This window comes from Siphonobacter sp. (genome assembly GCF_048595215.1).
In the GTDB taxonomy this organism is placed as follows: Bacteria; Bacteroidota; Bacteroidia; order Cytophagales; family Spirosomataceae; genus Siphonobacter.
Genome location: NZ_JBMDWJ010000104.1, coordinates 15,441 through 31,310, shown reverse-complemented (window position 1 = coordinate 31,310; position 15,870 = coordinate 15,441). Strand labels below are relative to the sequence as shown.

Genomic DNA, 15,870 nt, shown 5'->3' with positions numbered 1-15,870 from the left:
GAAGAACCCAGCGTCAACCTGTTCAGCTTTAATAACCCGTACGGAGCCTGCAAACGCTGCGAAGGATTTGGTACTATTCTGGGGATTGACCCCGATCTGGTATTCCCCGACCGTAACCTGTCCGTCTTCGAAGGAGCCATTGCTCCCTGGCGTACGGAAAAAATGGGCGAGTGGCTCACGCCGCTGTTACGCAATGGCATCCGCTTTGATTTCCCGATTCACCGGGCGTACAAAGAACTGAGTCAGGCTGAAAAGGACTTACTCTGGAAAGGGAACAAGTACTTTGGCGGTCTGGATGATTTCTTCAAAATGCTGGAAGGCGAATCCTACAAAATCCAGTACCGGGTGCTGCTGAGTCGCTACCGAGGCCGTACGGTATGTCCGGAATGCCGGGGGTCGCGACTGCGGAAGGACGCCGGATACGTAAAAATTAACGGTAAGTCCATCGTTGACATCGTTTTACGCCCAATCTCCGAAATCGCTCAGCTCTTCCGCGAAATGGAACTGCCGGAGTATCAGGAGAAAGTAGCCCGCCGGATTCTGACGGAAATTCAGAACCGACTGGATTATATGGAGCGGGTAGGGTTGGGGTACCTAACGCTCAACCGTTTGACGAATACACTTTCCGGCGGAGAATTTCAGCGAATTAAACTGGCAACTTCTCTGGGTAGTGCTCTGGTAGGTTCGATGTACATTCTGGATGAACCCAGTATCGGATTGCACCCCCGTGATACACAACGATTGATTTCAGTATTAAAGTCTCTTCGTGATCTGGGCAATACCGTAATCGTAGTAGAACACGAGGAAGAAGTCATGAAGGCCGCTGATGAAATTATTGACATTGGCCCCGAAGCCGGTACGGGCGGTGGACAGGTCGTTTTCCACGGCGACTGGAATACCATTGAAGATTTACGCTTGGAAGGGCCACGCGAGGAGACGAGTTCATCGCATACGCTGGCTTTTCTGACGGGACAGGACGTGATTCAAACGCCTAAATTCCGCCGTCGACCTTCGGGTTGGCTGGAACTGAAAGGAGCCCGGGAAAACAACCTACGGGATGTGAATGTCCGTTTTCCGCTCGGTACGCTGACGGTGATTACGGGCGTGAGTGGTTCCGGAAAGTCTACGCTGATCCGAAAGATTCTGTATCCCGCTCTGGGTAAGATGCTGGGAACGTATTCAGACGAATCGGGTAAGTATACCGAACTGGTTGGCGATTTGAAAGGATTGTCAGCCGTGGAGATGGTCGATCAGAATCCGATTGGGAAATCCAGTCGTTCGAACCCGGTTACGTACGTAAAAGCCTACGATCACATTCGTCAGCTGATGAGTGACCAGCAACTGGCCAAAGCCCGTACCTATAAGCCGAGTCATTTTTCTTTTAACGTGGATGGCGGTCGTTGCGAAACGTGTCAGGGTGAAGGGCAGGTGAAGATTGAGATGCAGTTCATGGCCGACATTTACCTGACCTGCGAATCCTGCGGCGGCAAACGCTTCAAGCAGGAAATTCTGGAGGTCAAGTACAAGGATAAAGATGTGGCTGAAATTCTGGATATGACCGTCGACGAAGCCGTCACTTTCTTCCGCGATGAACCCAAGATTTACGAAAAGCTGATGCCGCTGCAGGAAGTAGGCTTGGGTTACGTAACGCTGGGTCAATCGTCTAATTCACTTTCGGGTGGAGAAGCTCAGCGGGTAAAACTGGCGAGTTTCCTGGGAAAAGGCAATCCGAACGCTGGGAAAACGCTCTTTATTTTTGACGAACCTACCACGGGACTCCACTTCCACGATATCCGCAAGCTGTTGAAATCCATCAATGCTTTGGTAGAACAGGGGGATTCGGTGATCATTATCGAGCACAATACGGAAGTCATCAAGTGTGCCGATTACATCATCGATATTGGTCCGGACGGGGGCGAAGCGGGTGGGCAAATCACCTTTACGGGAACGCCAGAAGAGATGATCCAGCTGGAAGATGAGAATTATACGGCTCAGTTTTTGAAAGAAAAAATGGCCGAGTAAACAGATAAGTGATTGTAGTATAAAGGGTCCGTTCAGCGACGGGCCCTTTTTGCTTTTGGTCCTGCTTGTTTTGGGCTGAGTGACAGGGCTGATCGGAAAGAAAATACTTGATTTTTCTGGAAAATAGGGAGTAAGCCTTTGAATTTCAGTAATAAACCCGCTATATTTGCACTCCCTTTTTCAGCTATGATGCCCAAAAGTATCTGAAAATCAAGAGGAAACATTCAAAGATAATTAATCGTGGACCAGTTAAGCTACAAAACTGTTTCAGCCAATCCAGCGACCGTAACTAAGGAGTGGGTCATTGTTGACGCTGAAAACGCGATCTTGGGTCGTCTGACCAGCCAGATCGCCGCTATCCTGCGGGGTAAGCACAAAACCAACTACACGCCTCATATCGATTGTGGGGATAACGTGATCGTAATCAACGCCGACAAGATTCGTCTGACGGGTAACAAAATGACTGACAAGCAGTACGTGCGTCACACGGGTCACCCCGGCGGACAGCGTTTTGCTACGCCTCGGGAAGTTTTGGAAAAAATTCCTGCTCGGGTTATCGAATATGCCGTAAAAGGTATGTTGCCGAAAACGCGTCTGGGTCGTCGCCTGTTTACGAACCTGCACGTGTATGCTGGCCCTAACCATCCGCACGAAGCTCAACAACCGAAGAAAATCGAATTGTAATCTTTCGTTGCTCGTGAATGGTTGGTGGGGGTTCAGTACAGATGTACACTGAGGTTCCAGAAACTAGGTTACGATTAACGGTAAATGAATACCAAACCAATGGCAGAAGTAATTAATACGCTCGGCCGCCGGAAAACTGCCGTAGCTCGCGTTTATTTGACGCCGGGTAACGGTACGATCACGGTAAACGGCCGCGATTTCAAGGAGTACTTCCCTTCTGAAGTTCTCCAAATTGTTGTAAACCAGCCTTTTACTACTACCAACACCCTGGGTGCTTATGACATTAAAGCAAACCTGGATGGCGGTGGAGTAGCCGGTCAAGCCGAAGCTCTTCGCATGGGTATCTCTCGTGCGTTGGATCAGGTGAACCCTGAATTCCACACGGCTCTGAAGAAAGTTGGCTTCCTGACGCGTGATGATCGTATGGTGGAACGTAAGAAACCAGGTCGTCGCAAAGCTCGTCGTCGCTTCCAGTTCAGCAAGCGTTAATAGTGTGGTTGTTAGTTGCTGGTTCGTAGTTGTTTAACTATCAACCATCAACTAAAAACTGACAACATTTTTGCCTCTGATTCAGGCTTGCAGTGTCCGACGCCGAATCATGCTTTTTTTACATCCTTTTTGACTTAACAACAAAATGGCACAAGTAAGCTATAAAGAACTCCTCGATGCCGGTGTACACTTTGGTCACTTGACCCGTAAGTGGGACCCGAAGATGGCTCCTTACATCTTCATGGAGAAAAACGGCATCCACATTATCGATTTGAACAAAACGGTAACCCTTCTTGATGAAGCGTCTACCGCCCTCAAATCAATCGTTCGTTCAGGCCGCAAAATCATGTTCGTAGCTACGAAAAAGCAGGCTCAGGAGATCGTTTCGGAAGAAGCTCGTCGTCTGAAAATGCCTTACGTAACCGACCGTTGGTTAGGTGGTATGCTGACTAACTTCGCGACGATTCGCAAGTCGTTGAAGAAAATGACTCAACTTGAGAAAATGCTTAAGGATGAGACGACGTCAGCGAACCTGAACAAAAAAGAAAAACTGGTCCTTACTCGCGAAAAAGATAAATTGGAGCGTGTACTTGGTGGTATCGCTGACCTGACTCGTCTGCCCGCAGCTCTGTTTGTGATTGACGTGAAGCGTGAGCATATCGCCGTGGCTGAAGCTCAGCGTTTAGGTATTCCGGTATTCGCCATGTGCGATACCAACTCTAACCCCGAATTGGTTGATTTCCCGATTCCTGCCAATGACGATGCTTACAAATCAATCAGCCTGATTACCCTGGCGATTGGTAAGGCCATCGAAGAAGGTCTGATGGAGCGTAAGCAAGATAAAGACGATGCTCGCGTTCAGGAAGAAGAAGAAGCCAAACGGGCCGTTGATTCAGGTGCTGACGTAGCTGAAGCTCCTGCGGCAACGACGGAGGAAGAAGCCTAATCTTAGGTTAGATCTTTGATCCCTGTGAATAGCCCGGAGCTTTAGCTTTGGGCTATTCCGTTTAGAATTTCTAATAAGTTTGATAGGTTCGATAAGGTTTGAATCTTTGAAATTACGTTTTCAAGCATTTAAACCTTCAAACTTGAAACTATTCAGAAACTTCTTAACAAAAGCTTAATTTCATAATCTGGGACAATCGTCCCTATTTCACGGTAAAAACAAACTCACTACAATGGCTGCAATTACCGCTGCTGACGTGAACAAACTCCGCCAGATGACTGGTGCGGGGATGATGGATTGCAAAAAGGCTCTGTCTGAAGCCGATGGCGATTTCGAAAAAGCGATTGAAATTCTCCGTAAAGCGGGCCAGAAAGTGGCTGCGAAACGTGCTGACAACGCTACTTCTGAAGGACTCATCTTAATCAAACTGAGCGAAGACGGTACTAACGGTAAACTGGTTGCTCTGGCTTGCGAAACGGAACCCGTTTCTAAAGTAGAAGACTTCCGGAATCTGGCTAACGCCATCATCGAGACAGCCGTTGAGAAAAACCCTGCTACGATCGAAGAATTATCAGCTTATACCTTAGCGGATGGTCGTACGATCCAGGAAACGATTACGGAACTGGTTGGTAAAATCGGCGAGAAAATCGTTATCGGTGCTTACGAAAACGTAACCGCTGAGCAAGTAGTTAGCTACATCCACTCAAACGGCAAGTTAGGCGTACTGCTGGCTTTCAATAACGTCCAGGGTGCTGAAGTACAGGAAGTAGGAAAAGACATCGCGATGCAAATTGCTGCGATGAAACCCGTAGCCGTAAGCAAAGACGACGTAGATCCTACGTTGGCTGAGAAAGAACTGGAAATCGGTCGCGAGCAAGCTCGTGCCGAAGGAAAACCCGAAGCCATCCTCGATCGGATCGCTCAGGGCCGTCTGGAGAAATTCTACAAAGAGAACACGCTGCTGTCGCAGGAGTTCGTAAAAGATAGCTCAATCACGATTGCCCAGTTACTGGAAAAAACGCAAAAAGGATTGACCGTAAAAGAATTCAAGCGTATTGCTTTAGCTTAATTCTTAGCGTATCGTTTTAACGGCTTACGGATCACACCGTAAGCCGTTTTTTTTATACAGTTTTTGAGGTAATCATAAGTATTTATAGGAATAAACATGGGCTTATTTAAGAATTATAAATATTTTTGCTCATATCCTATCTAATGTTTTCCTAATCCATGGTATCTAAAAAAGTAATCTATCTTCTACTACTATTAAGCTCGTTTTCTTTCTTTGCTCAAGCCCAAACAGAGCCTATTCCCGTAAAAAAAGACACAACGTACTGGCGAAAGAAAAAAGAATTCGGCTTGAATTTTAACCAGGGTTCTTTTAGTAATAACTGGCAGGGTGGGGGCGTCAATAACTTAGGTTTAGGAGCCTTTTTTAATGCCAAAGCCGAGTATCGAAAAGAGCGGGATAGCTGGGTAAATGATTTTCAGAGCCAGTTTGGCTTTCAGAAGATCAAGAATCAGGAGTTCCGAAAGAGTATTGATCGGCTGTTTTTCGATTCTAAATACGGAAGGAAATTAGGGCAGGATACCATCTGGGCTTTTGTCGCTAACCTGAACGTACTGACCCAGTTTGCGAATGGCTTTGACTTTAATTATGCTTATGCCAATCAAACGTATCCGCACATATCGGGTTTGATTACGCCTTTCTTTTTAACGGAAGCCATCGGTATTGAATGGCGACCCACTTCTTTTTTCAATCTCAACTTCCTGCCCGGTTCCGTACGTCATACGATTCTGGCCGATAAAGATTTGTACCGGGAAATTGACGCTCGCAATGCTACGGAAGTAGAAGCAGGCGGTACGCCTTATGATTTCAAAAACTACGGCGTCAAGCGGGGCAACCGGACCTTAACGGAAGTAGCTCTGATGCAAGTAGTGGCTAATTTCGATAAAGACATTTTCAAAAACGTAAACTTGAAATTCCGCTACCAAGCTTTTGCTAGCTTCAAAGACCTTAGGGCAATTGATAATCGGTTGGATGCAAAGATTACGGCCAAGATTAACCGGTTCATTAATTTCAACTTTGATCTCATCGCTCTATACGATCAGGATCAGGTTACCAAAATTCAATATGCCCAATCTATGGGATTAGGATTTTTGTATACCTTTAAGTAATCTTCTTGAAATCTCCTCAGTTATCGCTTGTACCTTAAAACCTTACCGTCATGCTAAAGGAATTTAGAGAATTTATTGCCAAAGGAAATGTTCTGGACTTAGCCATCGGGGTGGTTATTGGAGCAGCCTTTGGAAAAATTACTACGGCTTTGGTAAATGATATTCTGATGCCGCCCATCGGGTTATTGTTAGCGGGAGTTGACTTAAAAGATGCCAAATGGGTGTTGAAAGCAGCTAATGAAGCGGCGAAGCAACCCGAGGTAGCTATTACTTACGGTTCTTTTTTACAGGTGGTGATTGAATTCATGATTATCGCCTGGGTGCTATTTTTAGTAGTAAAGGCGGCTAACCATACGGGTTTGATGCAGAAAAAGGAAGAGTAATAGAATGGATTACTACTAGAAAAATAGTCTGATCTTCGGGTCAGACTATTTTTTTGTATAAATGCGGATCTTTTGAAGTCTCATTGGAAGATTTCTCATCCTGTGAAATACAGGATTCAGCCCTTAAATTCGCGGCAACAGATCGTATACAGACATCATGGCAAAAAAGATTGTGGTTTTGGGCGGTGGCGAAAGTGGCGTAGGTGCTGCTTTACTCGCTCAGGCTAAAGGTTACGACGTATTTCTATCCGATAAAAGCGAACTCGGTGAGGCGTACCGCAACCAACTACTTGAACACGGCATTCCATTTGAGGAAAAACAACATACAGAAACTCGGATTTTTGAGGCGGATGAGATCATCAAAAGTCCCGGCATTCCCGATCATATTCCTTTAATCAAAAGTCTGCGGGAAAAACAAATTCCAGTCATTGGGGAAATTGAGTTTGCTGCCCGCTTCACAAAGGCCCGTCTCATTGCAATTACGGGCTCGAATGGGAAAACGACCACTACACTGTTGACGTACCACCTCTTAAAAACGGCAGGACTAAACGTAGGGCTGGCCGGAAACATTGGGGATAGCTTCGCCAAACAGGTCATTACGGATTCCTTTGACTATTATGTGTTGGAAATCAGTAGCTTTATGCTCGATTCAATGGTTGAGTTTAAGGCTGATATTGCCATTCTGACGAATATTACGCCCGACCACCTGGACCGCTATCAGTACGATTTTCAGCAGTATATCGATTCCAAGTTTCGTATTCTACAGAACATGGGTCCAGCTGATACGTTCATTTACTGGCAGGAAAGCGAAGCAATCGCTCAGGAATTGGGCAAACGCACCATTATTCCCCAAACCTTGCCTATTTCGACCCATACGGAGCTGGCTGAGGGGGTATCTATCACTGCTACTAAGATCATCGCTCATACGGCTACGCAGGATTTTGAAATAGCCTTAGCGGATTTGCCCATTGCGGGTACGCACAATGCGTTGAATGCAAGCGGTGCTATTTTGGCTGCTCTTTCGCTCGGCGTATCCGATGAAGCGATTCGGGAAGGTCTACGGACGTTTCAAAATGCTCCGCACCGCCTTGAACCCGTAGGAGAACTGAAAGGCATTCGTTTCATAAATGATTCGAAAGCGACCAACGTTGATTCGGTATTCTTTGCTTTGGGTAGTTACGCTGAACCACTGATTCTAATTATGGGGGGCGTTGATAAGGGCAATGATTACACGCAAATTGAAAGTTTGGTAAGCGAAAAAGTAAAAATGCTGATCTGTCTGGGAACGGACAACACGAAGCTTCAAACGTTCTTTTCTGGGAAAGTACCCGTGATTCTGGAAACGCAACAAATCGAACAGGCCGTTGCCTGGGGCTATGAACAGGCTACTGCTGGCGATGTCGTACTGCTATCACCCGCCTGTGCCAGTTTTGATTTGTTCAAGAATTATGAAGATCGGGGCAACCAGTTCCGCTCACAAGTACAGAAATTGATTCATAAAAATAGCTAGGAATGATGAAAACATACGGCTGGCTTTTTGCCTGGGCTTGGGCCATCCCCGTCTGGGGGCAGGTTAATACCAATCAGTTCGGGGCTAATAAAATTGAAGGGGGGAATCAGATTGCTGTAGGAACCTATACCGAATATGAGAACCAGCCGTATTGGATGGAGGAATGGCCAAAGGGCTTTCTGAAAACGACGGCAGGGAAGTGGTACGCGGCTGAAAAGCTGAATTACAATATCTCGACCGATCGACCAGAATTTCAGGAAGGAGAAAAGCGATTCAACCCCAAACTTGAGTTAGCCGCGTTTACGCTCGGAGACACGACCAGCGGCGTATACTTTCAGAATGGCTTTCCAGCGATTGATCAGCAAACAGCGAAGAGTTTCTATCAGATACTAAGCAAAGGCTCCGTAAAGCTGCTTAAATACACCAAAGCTACCCTGCTAGATGTAACCAGCTTTAATTCGGCTACGAAGAAAAAGCGTTTTGATTTTAACGAGATGTACTACGTGTACCGACCCGATCAGAAAATCATCCGCGTGAAGAAAGATAAAAAGTCAGTACTGGAAGCCTTACCTGAGCAGGCCAGTCGGATTGAAGAGATCGCTAGTCAGCGAAAATTAAAACTGAAGAATTGGGAAGAAATCCGACAGGTATTGGATGCCTTGTAATTCTTCGTTCCTACCAAAAACAAACCCCGGCCTTACCGAGCCGGGGTTTTCTATAGAAACCTATTGGTGTTGTTACAAACTTTTGACCTGTACTACATACGCACCGAATACACCTAGACCATTTTGAATATTGGAGTACACGGGTACAGCCTCAGCAAATGGATTGTCACCTACTTCACGCTGTAATTTCACGGTACGGAAAAACTCGTAGTAATTGTGGTCTACGTGATAGACGAACGAATACATGGGTGCCGCACTCGTAATCTTTTGATCGGTTTTGCTGGTCGCCTTACCGAGCAGAAAACTCAACGTACCCGTCGTGATGTGTTGATTGGTGGCTTTGGAGTTATCCAGGAAGGCAATGACCGCGGCATTTTTCAAACGAACACAAGTAGAGTCGCCTTTTAGGGTTTTAATTTTAACGGGAGTACCTTCGCCACTGCCTACCATGTAGTAGTTCGTCTGACTGGATTTAGCATTATTCCAGCTCAAGCTTCTCTTACGGTATACATTATACGTTGATGCGTCGGCCTGTTCGTAACTCAGTTCACTGTCTTTTGCATCCAAAGCATGAAGCATATTCGGAATGGTACAGGTTGCTTGTGTTGCGGGTAATCCCGGAGCCGTTACTTTGAGCGTATACGTACGACCAGCAACTAGCATGAAGTCTTTAGCCTGAATTTTGTACGTATTGTTTTTGGCATTCGTAAGCTTTACTTCTTTGCTTCCGTCGGATAACAAAACGGTCGCATCCAGTACAGGGTTAGTCGTACTGCGGTTGCCGCTACCTTCACCCGTGATGGGGCGATTTTCATTCACAATGGCTATAATATCCGTATCCGTAGGGTTCAGGTAGCATTCTACGATCAACTTAGGATTACTGGTGATCGTGATATCGTCAGAAGGTTGAACGCAGGAGGTAATTCCAAATACAATAAGAAGAGCGGTTACAATAGAGAAAACGTTCATGGTCCTGTTTCGACAAGTCATTAATAATGAGCAGTTAGGCACTAATATTCCTGACAGACTTGGGGTGGAAGTCTAGTAAGTTTTAAATGATTACGAGTGACTTGGCGGTATACACGAGCAGCTTCAGGGGTTAAACTGAGGCTGAAACACAGCTACGGGCGAGAGGATGGTAATCTCTGGCAACTAGCGGTTGTTTTAATCAGCATAAATCGTGGGTATGACTCGGGCCTAGACTATGAAGTCTTTTAGGGAATCATCACTTGGCGGAGTGTTTGTTGCTTCATTGGGTAGAATCACCTTGGCGGAGTGGAAGCAAACGAGTTTCAATAAAATGACGCTTCCTACTATACACTTGAAACGTCTTTGTAAAGTAGTTTTTTCTTACTCTTAGAACTACTTGTTGCTGTATTGACAATGCAAATATGGCTCTAATTTGCAGGGCTAGCCTTTTCAATTCGATCAAGTGTAAGATTTGGTCTGTATTTGGTAATTGTGCAGGGCTGTTTGAAATACCTATTTCAAAAAAAGGCCTCTAGATGGCTGGAAAGGCATCTTTTTTGGTAGAAAATGTAGAAGTACTACTACAAGACAATTCAAGCATTACTACAAAAATGAGCTATGTCAAGAAGACAATAAGCAAAACCTGAGAAGATAGCGTATCCTTCGGGGCGGGTAGTAGAGGGGTATATAAACAAAAAAAAGAGAGTGGAATATCCTCTCCCTTTTCCGTAATCTGCTCTATTATTATGAAACTGCTTTTACTAAAATTTGAAGTTGTAGGAAACGCTCGGTAGTACCGGAAATAATGTAACCTGCTTCAAGGTGTTTACCACATTCTTCGTTCCGGCTACGGTAGAAACATCCGTAGCATCGAAGTAGTAGAAGAAAGGGTTTTGATGGTTCGTAGCGTTGTACAGGCTGATTTCCCACGTACGTCCGTGACCATTTTTAGATTTATGAAATTGCACGCCCACGTCTAAACGCTGATAGGCGGCAGCCCGAAAATTATTCCGTTGACCAAATTCCTGAAATACCCGTCCGGTATAATAGTTTTTCGTCTCACCCAACGTCTTTACTGAAGAATTTCCCTGAATCCAGTACTGTCCCTTGGGCAGGGTCATAGCCTGACCCGTACCATACACGTAAGAAGCCGATAGCGTTACATTTTTGTTGAGGTGATAGATTCCTACCAGCGAAACATCGTGACGACGGTCATAACGAGCCCAGAATTTCTTACCAAAATTCAGTTCGTCAAATTGTTGTTGCGTCCAGGAGAGCGTATATCCAGCCCAGCCCGTAAAGCGGCCCGTCTTTTTCTGTAATAGAAACTCTGCTCCGTAACTCCAGCCTTTTCCCTGCGTAATCTGATCTTCCCAATTACCGGCGTTAGCGGTACCGAACGAAAGTGAGCTAGAGCCTTCTTTGTAAGCCACCATATTGTCCATGGTTTTGTAAAAACCCTCAGCCGTAAAGCTTAAACCTGAATGCATGTCTTTCGCAATACCGAATGCAATCTGTTGCGAAAACTGAGGAGCCGTATGATCGGAGGCCGGAATCCAGAGGTCCGTAGGAAGGCCAATGCCTGAGTTTGTAAGCAAATGCACATATTGACTCATGCTGGCGTAGGAAGCTTTTACCGCCCAATTATAAGGCATGGTATACGCAATCGCCAGACGTGGTTCGGGCTGTACGTACGTTTTGGTTTCACCCTGGAAGCCACTTACGCGTAAACCCGCATTAATTTTCAGAGCTGGAATAGGACTGTACGTGTCTTCTACATAAACGGCTCCTTCCAGGCCTTTCAATTGTACGGCGTTACCACTAACGGCTTCATGCTGGTTACCTACAGTCGTTGTGCTTGCAGGAGTAAAGAGGTGAGAAGTGGCCGTGATACCCGTTTTAAGTACGTGCTGAGTACTAGGAATCCAGGTTACATCCGATTTGAAAATCAGATCCCGAATGTCAGACTGGTTATTAAGGTGATAGGTAGTTTTTTCTTCCTCATTCACGACGTCGCGGTTCATGCGAGCCAAGGAATGATACTGCGAGTATACCGCCGATGTCGTCAGCGAAAGTCCCGGACTAAAACGGTGCTTCCAGCGTAACGTAGCGGCGGTGTTACCCCAGTTGAGGCTTCCGCTTTCGTTGGAAAGCTTGCTATTCGTTTTGTACTTAAAATGGTCGTTACCGTTGTAGGCACTGATGCTTACGTAATCATCGGGCGTCACGTCGAAGCTGGCTTTCAGGTTCAAATCGTAGAAATAACCCGTATTGTTTTTCATTTCAGCGACGAATGGACTCAGTACCAGATCCGCGTAGGTACGGCGTCCGGATACGAGGAAGGAAGATTTTCCTTTCTTTATCGGTCCATCGAGCGTAAATCGACTGGAAATCAGTCCAATTCCTCCTTCGCCGTGCACTTTATGCTGATCGCCGTCTTTCATATCCATTTCAATGATGGAATATAAACGACCGCCGTGGTGAGCCGCAAATCCACCTTTCGTCAGGTTGACGGATTGAATGGCATCGCCATTGAAGAGCGAGAAAAAACCAAACAAGTGTGACGTATTATAGATCGGAGCGTCGTCGAGTAAGACCAGGTTTTGATCAGGGCCACCGCCGCGAACGTACATACCCGTCGAACCTTCCGCACCTTTTTGTACACCCGGCATCAGTTGCAGGGCTTTGATAATATCTTTTTCGCCTAAAAGCGAGGGAATTTCTTTGATTTGCTGAATGGGTACCGAAACGGATGACATTTGTACCGATTCAGAAACTTTGCTTGAAGTACCGGAGTGGCTTTTCACGACTACTTCTTTCAAGGTCGTATGCTGTGGCTGCATCTCAACGTTCAGATCCACGTTGGAAGTAATATCGGTAGCCATGCTTTCGGTTTTGTAACCGATAAACGAGAATGCAATCTTTACGAAGGGCCGGGCGGGTAGAGCGATGGAATAATAGCCATTCATATCCGTAGTAGTACCAATGCCTAAACTAGCGATGGATACCGTTACGCCGGGCAGGGCTGATCCCGTTTGGGCTTCCCGAACGTAGCCCCGAAGCGTATTTTTATCCGTTGCGGCTAGTTGCTGTGCGTAGGCCGCACCCAGGCCGATCCATACAAGTAAAGCAATGTTTCCAATACGAACAATGGAGTAAAGTGATTTCATAAAAGTTAATAGAGCAAATGAGCGGTACAAACGATTGCGTAACTCGGTACTTGATCTTACCGCTTGAGAAAGTTAGCGTTGCAATGCCTGCTGATAGGATTGTCGTTTGACGCTATAAAGATGGAGGCAGAAAGAGGGGAAGAACGGCCTAATTCGATCAACCGTAATAAACAGCGGTTAATCTGCAAAAGCAGCGGGATTTTGAAAAGCAACGTACCGCAATGTACTCCTGAATGGTTCTGTGTACTGTTTTCTTCGGAAGGTGGCTGGGAAACCGTACAAAGAAGTGTGTAGTAAAAGGCCGATTCTAACGAAGGAAACCGTACTTCATAAAAAAAGAGGAGCCTGGAAGGCCCCTCTGGTATGCGTTGGCAAGCTTAAAGTTTTAAACGTCACAAATCAGAACGCCCTGTTTGAGGGACTCCAGCATACCGGCTTTATCCTTGGGTGTTGGAACGAATTCCTGACCAATGTATCCTTTATAGCCCGTCGCTACGAGGGCTTTAATAATGGCCGGATAATAAATCTCCTGCCGATCATCGATTTCCGTACGGTTGGGCATACCGCCCGTATGGTAATGGCTGATGTATTGTCCGTACCGCTGAATGTTACGAATATGATCGCCGTGCATGGATTGCATGTGGAAGATATCGTAAAGCAGTTTGAAACGCTCAGAACCTACCGTTTCGCACAATGCCGAACCCCATTGTACCGTATCGCACTGATAATCGGGGTGGGAGTGGCGGGAGCTGAGTAACTCCATGGTGAGTGTAACGCCGTTTTTTTCCGCCGTCGGCATGATCCGCTTGAGTACTTTCTGGCAATTTAGAATACCCTGGTAGTCATCCAGACCATTCCGGTTGCCTGAAAAACAAATGAGATTAGTAACGCCAGCAGCCTTCGCCTCAGGAATAAGCTTTTCGTACAAATCCACCAGCTTATCGTGGTTTCTAGGATTGTTGAAAAAGCTCGTCAGTCCCGTACCGTCGGGCCATTTATCGGCTTGTCCGAGGGCAGAAGTCAAGCCGTATTTGGCCAGCGTAGGCCATTCACTCGGGCCGGTCAGTTCGATGGATTCGATGCCAATGGTTTTACAAGCCTGAGCGAATTCATCGAGTGGAATCGAGCCGTAGCACCACCGCGATACGGAATGTTTGATATTGCCTTTTAATTTAAGCAAAGGTGAGGCCGCTGCCTCCAGAGAAGTACCCAGGGTAGGAAGTGCTGCTACCGTGGCTGCTGAAGCCGTTTTCTTCAGCATGGAACGTCTATTCATAAACAGGTTTTATACAAGAGAGACGACGAATATACAGAAAACCCTAAATAGACCATATGTTCGGATAAAAACGAACTAGACTTCGGCTTGCCGAAAGGGTTTGATTTCAACCCGATCCCAGACTTTCTCCAGTAGGTAAGGTTCAGTTTCCAGCCACTTCATCAGCATGAATTCTTCCGGAAAATCCATAATAACAACCGATCCAATCATCGCTCCGGCGTCGGAGAGAATGGCTCCTCCCATGATGAAATGACCCGCTTGTTTTAATTCCCGCATGCATTGCAAATGGGCCGGTCGGGCCTCTATACGGCGACTGAGAGCGTTTTCGTCCGTAAAGTCATACGCCTGAATGTAGTACTGCATAGCTTACAGGTTAGCTCTGATGCGACTGGACGTAGCAGCCAGTTCCTCCGGGGAGAACTGTAATTTAGGATTTGAAAAATTCATGTCCCGCATGGACTGCATGGGAATCAGGTGGACGTGGGTATGCGGGACTTCCAGACCAATGACGCTGACACCAATCCGCAGACAGGGACAGGCTTTCTGAAGGGCCGGAGCTAATTTTTTCGCAACCAGCATCAGGCCCGTTAGTGTATCATCGTCTAGGTCAAAAATGTAATCTACTTCTTTCTTGGGTACCACCAGGGTATGTCCTTCGGTGAGCGGTGAAATATCCAGGAAGGCCAGATACTGATCGTCTTCGTATACTTTATGAGCGGGAATCTCGCCCTGAATGATTCGCGTGAAAATAGAAGCCATGATAACGAGGTTTACGTAAAATAGAATAGGTATGCCGTTCAAAAATAAACAGAACAGCGTAAAGTAGCCAAAGGTGATGGATTTGCAAGGGGGTAGGGGCATAAAAAAACGAGGTTTGATACCAGATCAAACCTCGTTCGTAATAAAAATCAAGCCTTACTTAGCGGGAAATTTCGAGTACTTCAAATTCCGCTTTTCCGTTGGGTAATACTACTTCGGCCATTTCGCCCACTTGTTTACCCAGCAAGCCTTTGCCAATAGGCGATTGCACGGAAATCTTACCCGTTTTCACGTCAGCTTCAGTTTCAGCTACTAATGTATAGGTTGCAATCATGTTGTTCCGCTTGTTTTTAATTTTCACAGTTGACATGATGGCTACTTTTGAGCTATCAATAATGGACTCATCCAGAATACGGGCATTAGCCAGTAATTGCTCCAGCTTCGCGATTTTCAACTCATGAAGACCCTGAGCTTCTTTCGCTGCGTCGTATTCTGCATTTTCGGACAAATCGCCCTTATCACGGGCTTCCGCAATCTGATGAGCAATATGCGAACGGCCTTTGGTTTTCAGTTCGTGTAATTCGGCTTTCAGCTTATTTAGACCTTCTTCCGTGTAATAGGCTATATTTCCCATAATCAGTAATCTAATTTTATAGGTTTAACGTTTTTTACTAGCTCTCTGCCAAGAGGCTACTGGTTGAGTTAGAACGAGTAAGCACAGGATAAAAATCAGGCAGTGTAGTGAATAACGGCCTGATCTTCAGTATGCCTGTGCTTGGGACTTCTAACGTAACGACAAAAAAAAAGAACGGTGACAAGATC

At 46.0% G+C, this 15,870-nt stretch carries 15 protein-coding genes; 9 read left to right on the top strand and 6 right to left on the bottom strand.

All coding sequences use genetic code 11. The annotated features are described in order from the left end of the window. The 9 genes from uvrA to ACOJTG_RS06010 all read left to right on the top strand — a co-directional run. On the top strand, window positions 1-2,022 hold a 2,022-nt coding region (uvrA, locus tag ACOJTG_RS06050; RefSeq protein ID WP_420152986.1), incomplete at its 5' end, for an excinuclease ABC subunit UvrA. Between the two features lie 240 nt (window positions 2,023-2,262). After that, a complete protein-coding gene (rplM, locus tag ACOJTG_RS06045) occupies window positions 2,263-2,706 on the top strand; it encodes a 50S ribosomal protein L13 (RefSeq protein ID WP_094809385.1) in 444 nt (147 codons plus the stop codon). Between the two features lie 99 nt (window positions 2,707-2,805). Next, complete coding sequence (gene rpsI, locus ACOJTG_RS06040; protein ID WP_094809387.1) at window positions 2,806-3,195, top strand: 30S ribosomal protein S9; 390 nt, start codon at window positions 2,806-2,808, stop codon at window positions 3,193-3,195. A gap of 145 nt (window positions 3,196-3,340) precedes the next feature. After that, window positions 3,341-4,141, top strand: a complete 801-nt coding sequence (gene rpsB, locus ACOJTG_RS06035) for a 30S ribosomal protein S2 (RefSeq protein WP_094809389.1) — start codon at window positions 3,341-3,343, stop codon at window positions 4,139-4,141. 232 nt (window positions 4,142-4,373) lie between these two features. Then, a complete protein-coding gene (gene tsf / locus ACOJTG_RS06030) occupies window positions 4,374-5,210 on the top strand; it encodes a translation elongation factor Ts (protein WP_420152985.1) in 837 nt (278 codons plus the stop codon). 287 nt (window positions 5,211-5,497) lie between these two features. After that, complete coding sequence (locus tag ACOJTG_RS06025) at window positions 5,498-6,316, top strand: DUF3078 domain-containing protein (RefSeq protein WP_420152984.1); 819 nt, start codon at window positions 5,498-5,500, stop codon at window positions 6,314-6,316. 50 nt (window positions 6,317-6,366) lie between these two features. Continuing rightward, window positions 6,367-6,699 (top strand): large conductance mechanosensitive channel protein MscL, encoded by a 333-nt coding sequence (gene mscL / locus ACOJTG_RS06020; protein ID WP_094809396.1) that lies wholly within the window; start codon window positions 6,367-6,369, stop codon window positions 6,697-6,699. Between the two features lie 157 nt (window positions 6,700-6,856). Beyond that, entirely contained in the window at window positions 6,857-8,209 is a 1,353-nt protein-coding gene (murD, locus tag ACOJTG_RS06015) for a UDP-N-acetylmuramoyl-L-alanine--D-glutamate ligase (RefSeq protein ID WP_420152983.1), read from the top strand. A 2-nt stretch (window positions 8,210-8,211) separates the two neighbouring features. Then, a complete protein-coding gene (locus ACOJTG_RS06010) occupies window positions 8,212-8,874 on the top strand; it encodes a hypothetical protein (protein ID WP_420152982.1) in 663 nt (220 codons plus the stop codon). A gap of 72 nt (window positions 8,875-8,946) precedes the next feature. Here the strand turns inward: ACOJTG_RS06010 and ACOJTG_RS06005 are convergent, their stop codons facing one another. The 6 genes from ACOJTG_RS06005 to greA form a co-directional block, all read right to left on the bottom strand. Then, window positions 8,947-9,843: a DUF4249 domain-containing protein gene (locus ACOJTG_RS06005; protein ID WP_420152981.1), complete on the bottom strand. Its 897-nt coding sequence runs from the start codon at window positions 9,841-9,843 to the stop codon at window positions 8,947-8,949. A 761-nt stretch (window positions 9,844-10,604) separates the two neighbouring features. Then, window positions 10,605-13,013: a TonB-dependent receptor gene (locus ACOJTG_RS06000; protein WP_420152980.1), complete on the bottom strand. Its 2,409-nt coding sequence runs from the start codon at window positions 13,011-13,013 to the stop codon at window positions 10,605-10,607. Between the two features lie 385 nt (window positions 13,014-13,398). Then, window positions 13,399-14,289, bottom strand: coding sequence for a hydroxypyruvate isomerase family protein (locus ACOJTG_RS05995; RefSeq protein ID WP_420152979.1), 891 nt, complete (start codon window positions 14,287-14,289; stop codon window positions 13,399-13,401). A 75-nt stretch (window positions 14,290-14,364) separates the two neighbouring features. Further along, on the bottom strand, window positions 14,365-14,652 hold the full coding sequence (locus ACOJTG_RS05990; RefSeq protein WP_420152978.1) for a YciI family protein: 288 nt from the start codon (window positions 14,650-14,652) through the stop codon (window positions 14,365-14,367). A 3-nt stretch (window positions 14,653-14,655) separates the two neighbouring features. Then, entirely contained in the window at window positions 14,656-15,048 is a 393-nt protein-coding gene (locus ACOJTG_RS05985) for an HIT family protein (RefSeq protein ID WP_420152977.1), read from the bottom strand. A 160-nt stretch (window positions 15,049-15,208) separates the two neighbouring features. Further along, window positions 15,209-15,682, bottom strand: a complete 474-nt coding sequence (gene greA, locus ACOJTG_RS05980; RefSeq protein ID WP_094809408.1) for a transcription elongation factor GreA — start codon at window positions 15,680-15,682, stop codon at window positions 15,209-15,211. Window positions 15,683-15,870 lie beyond the last annotated feature (188 nt).

Bases quoted from the DNA above. Each gene is read 5' to 3' on its own strand.
- rpsI (WP_094809387.1), top strand. From the start codon at position 2,806: ATGGCAGAAGTAATTAATACGCTCGGCCGCCGGAAAACTGCCGTAGCT.
- rpsB (WP_094809389.1), top strand. From the start codon at position 3,341: ATGGCACAAGTAAGCTATAAAGAACTCCTCGATGCCGGTGTACACTTT.
- tsf (WP_420152985.1), top strand. From the start codon at position 4,374: ATGGCTGCAATTACCGCTGCTGACGTGAACAAACTCCGCCAGATGACT.
- mscL (WP_094809396.1), top strand. From the start codon at position 6,367: ATGCTAAAGGAATTTAGAGAATTTATTGCCAAAGGAAATGTTCTGGAC.
- murD (WP_420152983.1), top strand. From the start codon at position 6,857: ATGGCAAAAAAGATTGTGGTTTTGGGCGGTGGCGAAAGTGGCGTAGGT.
- ACOJTG_RS06010 (WP_420152982.1), top strand. From the start codon at position 8,212: ATGATGAAAACATACGGCTGGCTTTTTGCCTGGGCTTGGGCCATCCCC.
- ACOJTG_RS06005 (WP_420152981.1), bottom strand. From the start codon at position 9,843: ATGAACGTTTTCTCTATTGTAACCGCTCTTCTTATTGTATTTGGAATT.
- ACOJTG_RS06000 (WP_420152980.1), bottom strand. From the start codon at position 13,013: ATGAAATCACTTTACTCCATTGTTCGTATTGGAAACATTGCTTTACTT.
- ACOJTG_RS05995 (WP_420152979.1), bottom strand. From the start codon at position 14,289: ATGAATAGACGTTCCATGCTGAAGAAAACGGCTTCAGCAGCCACGGTA.
- ACOJTG_RS05990 (WP_420152978.1), bottom strand. From the start codon at position 14,652: ATGCAGTACTACATTCAGGCGTATGACTTTACGGACGAAAACGCTCTC.
- ACOJTG_RS05985 (WP_420152977.1), bottom strand. From the start codon at position 15,048: ATGGCTTCTATTTTCACGCGAATCATTCAGGGCGAGATTCCCGCTCAT.
- greA (WP_094809408.1), bottom strand. From the start codon at position 15,682: ATGGGAAATATAGCCTATTACACGGAAGAAGGTCTAAATAAGCTGAAA.